The following is a 12,381-nucleotide window of genomic DNA, read 5'->3' as shown; positions in this document are numbered from 1 at the left end:
GCCGACCAACGTACTCCGGGCCCGCCCGGCTCAGCCGAGCTCGGAGAACCGCTCCACGTCGCGGCGCGCGCCCGAGACGATGATCAGGCTCCCGGCGCCGACCACCGTGTCGGCGCTCGCGTGGTGGAACGCCTCGCCGGACTCCTTCACGCCGATCACGGTCACGCCGTGGCGGCGCCGGATGCCGGTCTCGCCGAGCGGGGTGTCGAGGAGCGCGCGCGGGGGGTGCATCTTGGCGATGGCGTAGCCGTCGTCGAGCTCGATGTAGTCGAGCAGCCGGCCCGCGACGAGGTGGGCGATGCGCCGCCCGGTGTCGTGCTCGGGGCGGATCACGTGGTCGACGCCCAGCTGGGTCAGGATCCGGGCGTGGGCGGCCGAGATGGCCTTGGCCCAGATCGACGGCACCTCGAGGGTCCGCAGCGTCGAGCAGGTGAGGATGGAGGCCTCGAGGTTCGAGCCGATCCCGACCGCGACCCGGCTGAACTCGTCGAGGCCCAGCTGGCGCATGGCCTGCTCGTCGGTGGCGTCGGCGGTCACCGCGTGCGTCACCTCCCCCGCCAGGCGCTGCACGGTCTGCTCGCTGGAGTCGATGACGAGGACCTCGGTGCCCTGCGACATCAGCTCGCGCGCCAAGGACTCGCCGAAGCGGCCGATGCCGATGACGGCGACGGCGTCGGAGTCAGCCAATGAGGGGCCTGCCTTCCGGGTAGCGGTAGAGGTGCGGGCGGTCGCGCAGCGCGAGCGCGGAGACCAGCGTGACCGGACCGATCCGGCCCACGAACATCAGTACCACCAGCAGGAGCTGGGCGGAGTCCGGGAGCGACCCGGTGCCGACCGACGACAGGCCCGCGGTCGAGAAGGCCGAGGCGGTCTCGAACGCCGCCCGCCCCAGACCCAGGTCGGCCAGCGCCATCATCAGCAGCGTCGCGACGAAGAGGATGCCGATGGTCAGCGTGGTCACCGCGACCGCCTGCCGCTGCGTGCGGGGGCCGAGGCGGCGGCCCGCGACCTCGACGTCGCGGGAGCCGCGGACCTCGGCGGCGATCACCAGCAGGAGCAGCAGCAGCGTCGTGACCTTGATCCCCCCGCCGGCGCTGGCCGCCCCGCCGCCGATGAACATCAGCACGGTGGTCACGACCAGGGACTCGTCGGTGACGTCGGCGTAGTCGACGGTCTGCAGGCCCGCGGAGCGCGGCAGCACCGACGCCGCCAGGCCGCCGAGGAGCCGGGTGCCGACCGGGCGGCCGCCGAGGGTGTCGGGGTTGGTCCACTCGAAGGCGGTCAGCACCACCCAGCCGAGCACCATCAGCCCGAGCCAGCCCCCGACGGTCATCCGGGTGTGCAGCGACCACTCCCGCACCGGCAGCACCCGTCGCGAGAGCTCCATCAGCACCGGCAGCCCGATCGAGCCGAGGAACACCGCCACGCAGACCGGGACCACGATCCAGGGGTCGCCGACGAACCGCACGAGGCTGTCGGACCAGAGCGAGAAGCCCGCGTTGTTGAACGACGACACCGCGTGGAACACGGCGTACCAGGCGGCGCGCCCGGGCGGCTCGTCGTAGCCCAGCCACAGGCGGAGCCACAGCACGAGCGCGACCGCGGCCTCGACCACGAGCGAGATCCGGATCAGCCCGAACAGCACCTCGCGGACCTCGCCCAGGCCGACCGTGCCGGCCTCGGCGACCGTCGTCAGCCGGCTGCGCAGGCCGAGACGGCGCGTGACCAGCAGACCGAGCAGCGAGGCGAGCGCCATGATCCCGAAGCCGCCGGCCTGGCACAGCGCGAGGATCGCGACGTGCCCGAACGTCGACCAGTACGTCGGGGTGTCGACGACGTTGAGCCCGGTCACCGAGACGGCGCTGGTCGCCGTGAAGAACGCGTCCAGCAGGCCCGGCGACTGCTCCCCGGCGCGGGCGACCGGCAGCAGCAGGACGGCCGTGCCGACCCCGATGACGCCGGCGAAGCCGAGGACGATCGCGCGACCGGGTCGGTCCGCCAGGCTGCGCCGGCGCCGCGCGAACTGGCGGGCCTCGAGGGTGCGGCGCTCCTGGCGGCGGTCACGCCCGCGCGGGGACCACACGCTCAGTCCGGCTCGTCGGCCGACGTCTCACCGTGGGTCCCGGGCCGCGGCGCCCAGGGCCGCTCCTGCGCCGGCCGCACCACGATCAGCCGGTCCCCGCGCGCGAGGCGGGTGACGACCGGGTCGAAGTAGCGGTAGACGTTCTCGTCGCGGACCACGGCGATCACCTGGTCGGGCAGCGACTGCGGGGGCTTGCCGACCTCGGCCACCAGCAGGTCGCGCTCGGCGACCTCGAGGCCCTCGCCGCGGGTGAGGAGGTCCTCCATGACGGTGCCCAGCGTCGGGGACAGCGTGGAGAGCCCGAGCAGCCGACCGACCGCGTCGGAGGAGGTGATGACGGAGTCCGCCCCGGACTGCCGGATCAGCGGCACGTTCTCGTGCTCGCGCACGGCGGCGACGATCTTGGCGTCGGGGTTGAGCTGGCGCACCGTGAGGGTGGCCAGGACGTTGGAGTCGTCGCGGTCGGTGGTGATGATGACCTGGTCCGCGTCGGCCACCCGGGCGCGCCGCAGCACCTCGCGGCGCGTGGCGTCGCCGATGACCACGGCGAACCCGTCGTCGTGCGCGTCCTCGCGGGCGTGCTGGCTCGCGTCGACCACGACCACCGACTCGCGCGGCAGGCCGTTGCCGACGAGCACGTCGACCGCGCTGCGGCCCTTCGTGCCGTACCCGATGACGACCACGTGCTGACCCATCCGCTTCCTCCATCTGAGCACCCGCAGCGCCTCGCGGCCCTGCGAGGCGAGCACCTCGAGCGTCGTGCCGATCAGCAGCACCAGGAAGGCGATGCGCAGCGGCGTGATCACGAACGCGTTGACGAGCCGGGCCGTCTGCGACGCCGGGGCGATGTCGCCGTAGCCGGTCGTCGAGAGCGTGACCGTCGTGTAGTAGATCGCGTCGACCAGGCTGACGGTGTTGGTGGGGTCGCCGTTGTCGTTGTAGCCGTCGCGGTCGAACCAGACCAGCGCGACCGTGGCCACGAGGATCCCGAGCGCGAGCAGCAGCCGGCGCGCGAGCTGCCAGACCGGGGAGCGCTCGGGCTCCGGCAGGTCGACCCGTCCGCGGTCGCTGGCGGCAGCGGCGTCGAGGCCGCGCCCGTCGATGTCCCTGGGACCCTCTGCGACCACGCCCGGAATCTAGTCGACCACGGCCCCGTAGATGACGACCCTGCCCGCCTCGGGGGCGGACTCGCCGTCGGGGGCGTCGGTGGTGCGCTCGGTGACGAAGCGGAAGTCGTCGCCCACGGACGGTCGCGTGCTGCCCGCGCTGCGCTGCCAGCGGCCGCAGAGGACGTCGTCGTCCTCCCCGTCCAGGGCGGTGTCCTCGAGCTCGGCGACGGCCTCGCCCGACAGGCACAGCAGGTTCTCGCCCGGGTCGAAGGACTCGACGGTGCCGACGGTGCGCTCGGGGCCGTCCGGGCCGGCGACGATGCCCAGCAGGTAGCCGGCCAGCACGCACAGGGCGGCGATGGCCACCGCGACGGGGGTCGGGAGGTTGACGTTGCCCACGGCCTTCAGTCTGGCAGAGCCCCCGAGGCCCGCCGGTCCGCCCCCGCGGCGCGGGCGGGTGCGACCGCCGGGCCGGCCGCGGGGCCCGCCACCGGGCCGGCCACCGGGCCGGCCACCGGGCCGGCCACCGGAGTGGCACCCGGGGTACGGCGGGGCGAGCGGCGCACGGGCACCAGGGTGAGGCCGCGACGCAGGCGCTCGGCGATCTCGCGGCGCGCGCGCTGGGTCGCCTGCTGCCCGAGCACCTCGTCGAACGCCGCGTTGACCGCCGCGCCGATCAGGACCGCGATCGCCAGCAGGTACAGCCAGAGCAGGACCGCGATCGGGGCGGCGAGCGGGCCGTAGACCGAGCGGGACTCCGCCGCGGTGATGGTCAGCACCCAGCGCAGCACCGACGAGCCGCCGATCCACACCAGCAGCGAGAACACGGCGCCCGGCAGGTTGAAGCTCCACGCCGTCCGCACCGGCACCGACACGTGGTAGAGCGTGGCGAGGAAGCAGATGCAGACGACCACGACGACCGGCCAGTACAGGACCCGCAGGAAGGCCAGCTGCTCCGGCAGCAGCGCCGCCGCGAGGCGGGGGCCGGCGACCACCAGCGGGATCGCGACCATGCCGGTCATCAGGCCCAGTAGGTAGAGCCCGAACGACAGCATCCGCGTGTGGACGATCCCGCGCTGCCCGCCGAGCCCGTGCATGATCGTGATCGCGTCGACGAACACGTTGAGCGCCCGGGAGCCCGACCACAGCGCGAGCACGAAGCCGATCGAGATGACGTCGGCGCGACCTCCGCCGAGGACCTCGTCGATGGTCGGCGCGATGACCCGGGTGACCGCCGTGTCGGTGAGCGCCTGCGACGACAGGTCCAGGACCGCCTGGCGGATGTCGGTGACCTGCGCGGGCGGGAACCGCTCGGTGACGAAACCGATCGCGCCGGCGAGGGCGAACACCAGCGGCGGCAGCGACAGGACCGCGAAGAAGGCCGCCTCCGCGGCCAGGCCGGTGACGCGGTGACGCAGGCACGCGGCCACCGTCATGGTGACGAGCCGGTGGCCCAGGTGCCGGAGGCGTGCGGCCCGGCCCCCGCTGCTCATGGCCCTACGGTATCGCCCATGCTGCCCACCGACCGTGCACCGCTGCGCGTCGCGGCGAACCAGCCGCCCCCGCTGGAGGGCCACGACGTCGTGCGCGGCGACGCCGCCCTGACCGGTGCCGTGCACCGCCTCGCGCCGGACGCGGCCACCGACCTGCTCGACGACCTGGGTGGTCTCGGGCTGCTGGCCGGGACCGGCGAGGCCCGCGAGCACGGCCGGCTGGCCAACGCGCACCCGCCGGTGCTGCGCACGGTCGACCGCTACGGCCACCGCGTCGACGAGGTCGAGTTCCACCCCTCCTGGCACTGGCTCCTGGGCCACGGGGTGGGCTTCGGCCTCGCGGCCGCCCCGTGGACGGCGACCGGACCGGCGGCGCACCTGCGGCGCGCGGTCGGGTTCCTCGCGTGGAGCCAGGTCGAGCCCGGCCACGCGTGCCCGCTGTCGATGACGTACGCCGCGGTCCCGGCCCTGCGCTCGGCGCCCGACCCGACGCTGGCGGCCTCGTGGGTCCCCCGCCTCGCGGCCACGTCGTACGACCCGGCCCTGGGGACGCCCGGCAAGCCGAGCGCGCTCGCGGGGATGGGGATGACCGAGCGGCAGGGCGGCTCCGACGTGCGGGCCACGACCACCACGGCCGAGCCCGACGGGACCGGCGCCCACCTGCTCGCCGGGCACAAGTGGTTCACCTCGGCGCCGATGAGCGACGTGTTCCTCGTGCTCGCGCAGGCGCCGGGCGGGCTGTCGTGCTTCCTGGTCCCGCGGGTGCTGCCCGACGGCGGCCGCAACCCGCTCGACGTCGTCCGCCTCAAGGACAAGCTCGGCAACCGCTCCAACGCCTCCTCCGAGCTCGAGCTCGCCGGCACCCGCGGCTGGATGGTGGGCGAGGAGGGCCGTGGCGTCCGCACCATCATCGACATGGTCGCGGCGACGCGCCTCGACTGCGTGCTGGGCTCCGCCGCGCTGGTGCGCCGGGCGGTGGCGGAGGCGTCGTGGCACGTGGCGCACCGCTCCGCCTTCGGACGGCGCCTGGTCGACGCCCCCTTGATGCAGAACGTCGTGGCCGACCTGGCCGTGGAGTCCGAGGCGGCCACCGCGCTGGCGCTGCGGCTGGCCGCGTCGGTGGACGCCCGCGACGACCCCCGCGAGGCCGCGCTGCGCCGGATCGGCCTGCCGCTCGCGAAGTTCTGGGTCTGCAAGCGGACCCCGCTCGTCGCCGCGGAGGCGCTGGAGTGCCTCGGCGGCAACGGCTACGTCGAGGAGTCCGGGATGCCGCTGCTGTTCCGCGAGTCGCCGCTGAACTCGGTGTGGGAGGGGTCCGGCAACGTCAACGCCCTCGACGTGCTGCGGGCGCTGACCCGCGAGCCTGCGGCCCTCGAGGCCTGGGTGGACGAGGTGGGCCTGGCGCGCGGTGCGGACGCCCGCCTCGACCGGGCCGTCGACGACACCCTGGCCCTGCTGGGCGAGCTGATGGCCGACCCCGCCGGCGCGGAGCGGCTCGCGCGGCGGCTGGCCGGGCGGATGGCGGCCTGCCTCCAGGGCGCGCTCCTGGTGCGCGGGGCCCCGGCCGAGGTCGCCGACGCGTTCTGCGCCTCCCGCCTCGGCCCGTCGTACGACGGGACGCTGGGCACCCTGACGACCGGCGGCCTGCGCGCGGTCGTCGACCGCGCGACGCCCCGGGTCGACTGACCCGGGGCGTCGGCGGCGTCCCTCGGTGCGGCGCGCCCGGCGCCGTGGCACTCAGTGCTGCGCGGGCCCGGTGGCGGCGCTCGCAGCCTCGGAGGGCGGCGTGGTGACCGTCCGGTGGCCGTCGTCGACCATGGTCGACTCGTCGAAGGGCAGCTCGCCGGCGAGGACCCGGTCGAGGCGGTCGCGGTCGATGCCGCCGGTCCAGTGCCCGACCAGGACCGTCGCGACGGCGTTGCCGGCGAAGTTGGTCAGGGCGCGGGCCTCCGACATGAAGCGGTCGATGCCGACGATGAACCCGACGCCGTCGACGAGATCGGGCCGGTGCGACTGCAGGCCGCCGGCCAGCACGGCCATCCCGGAGCCCGTGACGCCAGCGGCGCCCTTCGCGGCGATCATCATGAAGAGCAGCAGGCCGATCTGCTCGCCGATGCTCAGCGGGTCGCCGAGCGCGTCGGCGATGAACAGCGAGGCCATCGTCAGGTAGATCGCGGTCCCGTCGAGGTTGAACGAGTAGCCGGTCGGGATGACCACGCCGACGGTCGTCCGGTCGATGCCGGCGTGCTCGAGCTTGGCGATCACCCGCGGCAGCGCCGACTCGGAGGAGGAGGTGGCGAGGATCAGCAGGAACTCGCGACCGAGGTACTTCAGGAGCCCGAGGATGCTCACGCCGGTGGCGACCTTCAGCAGGGCGCCGAGGACGACGAACACGAACAGCAGGCAGGTGATGTAGAAGCCGATCATCAGGACGCCGAGGCTGGCGAGCGCGCTGACCCCGCCCTGGCCGGTGACGGCGGCGATCGCTCCGAACGCACCGACGGGGGCGGCCCACATGATCATCGCGAGCACCCGGAAGACGAGCTTCTGCAGGTGGCCGACCACGGTCAGGACCGGGGCGCCGGCGGCGCCCATGCGCTGCAGGGCGAAGCCCACGAGGAGGGCCACGAACAGGGTCTGCAGGACGCTGCCGGAGGTCAGGGCCGAGAACAGCGAGGTCGGGATGATCCCGAGGAGGAACTCCGTGGTGCTGGCGTGCCCGTCCGCGGCCTTGGCCTGGCCCTCGGCGGCGAGGTCGGAGGTGAGGTTCAGCCCGGACCCCGGGTCGAGCAGGTTGCCGACGACGAGCCCGATCGCGAGGGCGACGGTCGACATCACGAGGAAGTAGCCCAGCGCGAGGCCGCCGACGCGGCCGACCTTGGTGGCGCTGGCGACCGAGCCGACCCCGAGGACGATCGTGCAGAAGATGACGGGCTGGATCATCATCTTGATCAGGTTGATGAACCCGTCGCCGATGGGCTCGAGCCGCACCGCGAAGCCGGGGGCGGCGAGACCGACGACGATGCCCAGCACCACCGCCGCGATGACCGCGAGGTAGAGGACGTGGGTGGCGCGCGCCGCGTGGCGCTGCTTCGCCGGCGAGCTCGGCTGCCCGTTCGGCTGCCCGTTCGGCTGCCCCGGGGACTGCGTGGTGGCCATGGTTCTCCTTCGGTGACCGACCGCCGCGGACGTGGCGGTCGTCACGCACTCTGCTGGCCCCTGTGAGCCCGGTCACCCTTGTGGTCGTTGAGTTCACGGCGCCGCGCGGGGACCGCCGGGGCGGCATGATGGGCACGTGCGCGGGCAGGGCTGGTCGGTGGCGCGTCAGGTGTTGGCGCTGCAGGTGGTGCTGGTCGTCGCGACCGTGCTGGTCACGGCCGGCCTCGCGGCGTACGACGCGCAGCGCGACGCCCGGGCGGCGGCGACCGAGCGCGCGGTGGCGGTCGCGCGGGCCGTGGCCGACTCCCCCGCGGTCACCGAGGCGCTCGAGACCTCGGAGCCGTCGTCGCTCCTGCAGCCGTACGCCGAGGAGGTCCGCGTCGACACCGGCGTCGACTTCGTGGTGCTGATGGACACCGAGGGGATCCGCTACACCCACCCGGACCCGGCCAACATCGGCCGACGCTTCCTGGGCGACCTCGGCGACGCGCCCTCGGGCGGCGTCTTCACGCAGGAGTACCCGGGCACGCTCGGGGAGTCGGTGCGGGCCGTGGTGCCCGTGCGGGGCGCGGCCGGCGAGGGGCCGCTGGCGCTGGCCTCGGTCGGCATCACGGTCGAGTCGATCCGCCGCAGCCTCGCCGACGACCTCGCCCTGGTCGCCGTCGCCGCGCTGGTCGTGCTGGGCCTCGGCCTCGCCGGTGCGGGCCTCGTGCACCGTCGGGTCCGGCGTCAGACCCACGGGCTGGGCGAGCAGGAGATCACCCGGATGTACGAGTACTACACCGCGGTGCTCCAGGCCGTCCGCGAGGGCCTGCTGCTGCTGGACCGGCACGGCCACGTGCAGCAGGCCAACGCGGAGGCCCGACGCCTGCTGGCCCTGCCCGACGACGTCGCGGGCCGGTCGCTGGCGGCGCTGGGCCTGCCGCCCGCCCTGGTGGGGGCGGCGACGGGCGGGTCCACCTCGCCCGACGACCTGTACCTCGTCGGGGACCGCGTGCTGCTGGTGAGCACGTCCGCGGCGACCTGGGAGGGCAGCGAGGTCGGCTCGGTCGTCACCCTGCGCGACCACACCGAGCTGCGGGCCGTCACCGGCGAGCTCGACGCGGTCCGGGCCCTCACCGAGTCGCTGCGCGCCCAGAGCCACGAGTCGGCCAACCTCCTGCACACCGTCGTGTCGCTGCTCGAGACGGGACGCCTCGACGAGGCGGTCGACCTGGTCACGGAGGAGCTGCAGCTCGCGCAGCTGCTGACCGACCAGGTCATCGAGTCCGTCGGCGACCCGGTGGTGGCGGCGCTGCTGCTCGGCAAGCTCGCCCAGGCGGCGGAGCGGGGGGTCTCCCTGGAGGTCGAGGGCGAGATCGGCGCCGGGGGTGCCGTGGCCCGCGAGCTGTCACGCGACCTGGTGACCGTGGTCGGCAACCTGGTGGACAACGCGTTCGACGCCGTGGCCGGGGCGGACGTGCGCCGGGTCCGGGTCGCGCTGGGCCGCCGTCGCGACGGTGACGCCGAGCAGCTGCGGGTGGAGGTCGGTGACAGCGGCCCGGGCTTCGACTCCGAGGCCGTCGCGCACGCGCTGGAGCAGGGGTGGAGCACGAAGGCGGGCGGTGACGCGGCCGGACGGGGCCTGGGGCTCGCGCTGGTGGCCGCCGCCGCGCGCCGTCACGGCGGCGACGTCGCCCTCGGACGCTCCGAGCTCGGCGGCGCCCGGATCGAGGTCGTGCTGCAGCGCAGCCTGGCGGCGGCCCCGTGAGCGTGCGGGTCCTCGTCGTCGAGGACGAGCCGATCGCCGCCGAGACCCACGTGACCTACGTGTCCCGCGTGCCGGGCTTCGAGCCCGTCGGCTCCGTGGCCTCGCTGACGGAGGCCGTGCGGGCGCTCGAGTCGGAGCAGGCCGCGGGCCGCCCCGTGGACCTGCTGCTGCTCGACCTCCACCTGCCCGACGGCCACGGGCTGGCCCTGCTGACGCGTCTGCGCGCGACCGGTCACTTCTGCGACGTCATCGCCGTCACCTCCGCCCGCGACGCCGACGTCGTGCGCCGCGCCGTGGCCCAGGGGGTCGCGCTCTACCTGCTCAAGCCGTTCACGTTCGCCACCTTCCGCGCCAAGCTCCAGCGGTACGCCGAGTACCGCGGCAGCCTGGAGGCCGGCGGCGCCGAGGTCGTCCAGGACGAGATCGACCGGGCCTTCGGCACGCTGCGCTCCCCCGCCGGCGACACCCTGCCGAAGGGCATGAGCGCCGAGACCCTCCGGCGCGTCACCGCCGCCGTGCGCGGGGCCGACGGCGGCGCGTCCGCCACCGAGGTCGCGACCGCGGTCGGGGCCTCGCGGGTCACCGCCCGGCGCTACCTCGAGCACCTGGCCGAGCAGGGCCTGCTGGACCGCCGGCCCCGCTACGGCGCCGGACGGCCCGAGCTCGAGTACACCTGGCGCCCCTAGGCGCCCGAGGCGCCCTAGGCGCGGGGTCCGGAGAAGACCGCGTCCACGCCGCGCCGCGCGACGCGACGGGCCTCGTCGACCTCCGGCGCGGAGCCGAGCACGGTGTGGACCACGTCGTCGCGCAGCACGAGCGCGGTCGCCACGGCGAGCAGCTCGTCGTCCTCGACGAGCAGTGCCGCCCCGTCGCTGCCGGGGACCTCGAGCGGCTCCTCCTCGACGCCGGGGACCGCGCCGTACGCCCGGGTCAGCGTCGCGATGTCGGCGCCGTCGGCGTCGGAGACGATCACGTCCAGGCCGGGGTCGTCCACGTCCGGCCCGCCGGCGAAGCGGCAGGTCACCGTGCCGGCGGTCGGGCCGTCGCCCTCGATCCGCTCGGAGGAGCGGCGCGAGCCCAGCACCTCGGCGGCCTCCGCCGCGGTGACCAGCGCGCACGGGTCGGGCAGCGGCCGGTCGGCGTCCTCCCCCGTGTCCGGGTCCGCCTCCTGCTCCGACCCGGCCGAGCCGCTCGGCGCGGGGGACGAGGCCGGCGGGGACGACCCGACGTCGGAGCCGGCGTCCGACCGGTCGGCGCCACCGCCACCGCACGCCCCGAGCAGCAGGAGCGCCGAGGCCGACGCGAGGGCGGCGGAGCGGACGCGCACGTCAGGCGAGGTCGAGGCCCGGGTACAGCGGGTGGGCGTCGAGGAGCTCGGCGGCCTCGGCGCGGACCTTCTCGGCCACGCCGTCGGCCAGCACGTACGACGCCTTCGACGCGCCACCGGCCTTGGTCGTGCCCGGGGTGGTCTGGCTCAGCACCTGGGTCACCAGCTCGGCCACCGCGTCGAACTCGTCCTTGCCGAACCCACGGGTGGTGAGCGCCGGGGAGCCGAACCGGATGCCGGAGGTGTACCAGGCGCCGTTCGGGTCGGCGGGCACCGAGTTGCGGTTGGTGACCACGCCGGCCTCCAGCAGCGCCGCCTCCGCCTGCCGGCCGGTCAGGCCGTAGCCCGACACGTCGAGCAGGACGAGGTGGTTGTCCGTGCCGCCGGTGACGAGCGTGGCGCCGCGCCGGTTGAAGCCCTCGGCCAACGACTGGGCGTTGTCGGCGACGTCCTGGGCGTAGGTGCGGAAGGAGTCCTGGCGGGCCTCGGCGAACGCGACGGCCTTCGCGGCCATCACGTGCGACAGCGGGCCGCCGAGGACCATCGGGCAGCCGCGGTCGACGCTGGGGGCGTACTCCTCCGTCGCCAGGACCATGCCGCCGCGCGGGCCGCGCAGCGACTTGTGGGTGGTGGTCGTGACGATGTGGGCGTGGGGCACCGGGTCCTCGTCGCCGGTGAAGACCTTGCCGGCCACCAGACCCGCGAAGTGGGCCATGTCGACCATGAGGGTGGCGCCGACCTCGTCGGCGATCTCGCGCATCTTCGCGAAGTCCACCCGCCGCGGGTAGGCGGAGTATCCGGCGACCAGCACCAGCGGCTTGAACTCGCGGGCCTTGGCGGCCACCACGTCGTAGTCGAGCAGCCCGGTCTCCGGGTCGGTGCCGTACTGCTGCTGGTGGAACATCTTCCCCGAGATGTTGGGCCGGAAGCCGTGGGTGAGGTGGCCCCCGGCGTCGAGGCTCATGCCGAGCAGGCGCTGCTCACCGAACCTCCGGCGCAGCGTCTCCCAGTCGGCCTCGGAGAGCTCGTTGACGTTCTTGAGCCCCGCCTCGGCGAGGGTGGGCTGCTCGATGCGGTGGGCCAGGATCGACCAGAACGCCACCAGGTTGGCGTCGATGCCGGAGTGCGGCTGCACGTAGGCGTACTCGGCGCCGAACAGCTCGCGGGCGTGCTCGGCGGCGATCGTCTCGACGGTGTCGACGTTCTGGCAGCCCGCGTAGAAGCGGTGGCCGACGGTGCCCTCGGCGTACTTGTCGGAGAACCAGGTGCCCATCGTCATCAGCACGGCGGGCGAGGCGTAGTTCTCCGAGGCGATCAGCTTCAGCGAGCCCCGCTGGTCGGCGAGCTCGGCGCGCGTGGCCTCGGCGATGCGCGGCTCGACCGAGGCGATCACCTCGAGGGCCTGCGCGTAGGCGGAGCTGGTCTGGGCGTTCAGGTCGGCCATGGGTCCAGCGTAGGAC

Annotated in this window: 11 protein-coding genes; 3 read left to right on the top strand and 8 right to left on the bottom strand. The window is 74.6% G+C overall.

Features of this window, described 5'->3' with window-relative positions; translation table 11 throughout:
* Positions 1 to 30: 30 nt before the first annotated feature.
* From ABD158_RS16315 to ABD158_RS16295, 5 genes are read right to left on the bottom strand one after another with little or no spacing between them, the layout of a single operon-like run.
* Positions 31 to 687: a potassium channel family protein gene (locus ABD158_RS16315; RefSeq protein ID WP_344008662.1), complete on the bottom strand. Its 657-nt coding sequence runs from the start codon at positions 685 to 687 to the stop codon at positions 31 to 33.
* Complete coding sequence (locus tag ABD158_RS16310) at positions 680 to 2,083, bottom strand: TrkH family potassium uptake protein (protein ID WP_344008661.1); 1,404 nt, start codon at positions 2,081 to 2,083, stop codon at positions 680 to 682. Before ABD158_RS16310 ends, ABD158_RS16315 begins: the two co-directional genes overlap by 8 nt.
* A gap of 2 nt (positions 2,084 to 2,085) precedes the next feature.
* Positions 2,086 to 3,186, bottom strand: a complete 1,101-nt coding sequence (locus ABD158_RS16305; RefSeq protein WP_425573222.1) for a potassium channel family protein — start codon at positions 3,184 to 3,186, stop codon at positions 2,086 to 2,088.
* 33 nt (positions 3,187 to 3,219) lie between these two features.
* Entirely contained in the window at positions 3,220 to 3,591 is a 372-nt protein-coding gene (locus ABD158_RS16300; protein WP_344008659.1) for a hypothetical protein, read from the bottom strand.
* 5 nt (positions 3,592 to 3,596) lie between these two features.
* Positions 3,597 to 4,685: a YihY/virulence factor BrkB family protein gene (locus ABD158_RS16295; RefSeq protein WP_344008658.1), complete on the bottom strand. Its 1,089-nt coding sequence runs from the start codon at positions 4,683 to 4,685 to the stop codon at positions 3,597 to 3,599.
* A gap of 18 nt (positions 4,686 to 4,703) precedes the next feature.
* Between ABD158_RS16295 and ABD158_RS16290 the strand changes: the two genes are divergently transcribed.
* Entirely contained in the window at positions 4,704 to 6,371 is a 1,668-nt protein-coding gene (locus tag ABD158_RS16290; protein WP_344008657.1) for an acyl-CoA dehydrogenase family protein, read from the top strand.
* Between the two features lie 51 nt (positions 6,372 to 6,422).
* On the opposite strand, the gene ABD158_RS16285 is transcribed toward ABD158_RS16290, so the two are convergent.
* Positions 6,423 to 7,844: a cation:dicarboxylate symporter family transporter gene (locus ABD158_RS16285; protein WP_344008656.1), complete on the bottom strand. Its 1,422-nt coding sequence runs from the start codon at positions 7,842 to 7,844 to the stop codon at positions 6,423 to 6,425.
* A gap of 136 nt (positions 7,845 to 7,980) precedes the next feature.
* Here ABD158_RS16285 and ABD158_RS16280 point away from each other — a divergent pair, with 136 nt between their 5' ends.
* The gene (locus tag ABD158_RS16280) at positions 7,981 to 9,594 is read left to right on the top strand and encodes a sensor histidine kinase (RefSeq protein WP_344008655.1); all 1,614 of its coding nucleotides are present in this window, start codon (positions 7,981 to 7,983) and stop codon (positions 9,592 to 9,594) included.
* Positions 9,591 to 10,280: a response regulator gene (locus ABD158_RS16275; RefSeq protein ID WP_344008653.1), complete on the top strand. Its 690-nt coding sequence runs from the start codon at positions 9,591 to 9,593 to the stop codon at positions 10,278 to 10,280. The genes ABD158_RS16280 and ABD158_RS16275 overlap by 4 nt, the downstream gene beginning before the upstream one ends.
* Positions 10,281 to 10,294: 14 nt before the next feature.
* Here ABD158_RS16275 and ABD158_RS16270 read toward each other — a convergent pair whose 3' ends face one another.
* Positions 10,295 to 10,921 carry a DUF3558 family protein gene (locus tag ABD158_RS16270; protein ID WP_344008652.1) on the bottom strand — a complete coding sequence of 209 codons (627 nt, stop codon included), beginning with the start codon at positions 10,919 to 10,921 and terminating at the stop codon, positions 10,295 to 10,297.
* Position 10,922: 1 nt separating this feature from the next.
* Positions 10,923 to 12,365 (bottom strand): glycine hydroxymethyltransferase, encoded by a 1,443-nt coding sequence (locus ABD158_RS16265; protein ID WP_344008650.1) that lies wholly within the window; start codon positions 12,363 to 12,365, stop codon positions 10,923 to 10,925.
* Between the last annotated feature and the right edge of the window lie 16 nt (positions 12,366 to 12,381).

The sequence above is a fragment of the Nocardioides lentus genome (assembly GCF_039529515.1).
Taxonomy (GTDB): domain Bacteria; phylum Actinomycetota; class Actinomycetes; order Propionibacteriales; family Nocardioidaceae; genus Nocardioides; species Nocardioides lentus.
This window is presented reverse-complemented; position numbering and strand designations above follow the sequence as displayed.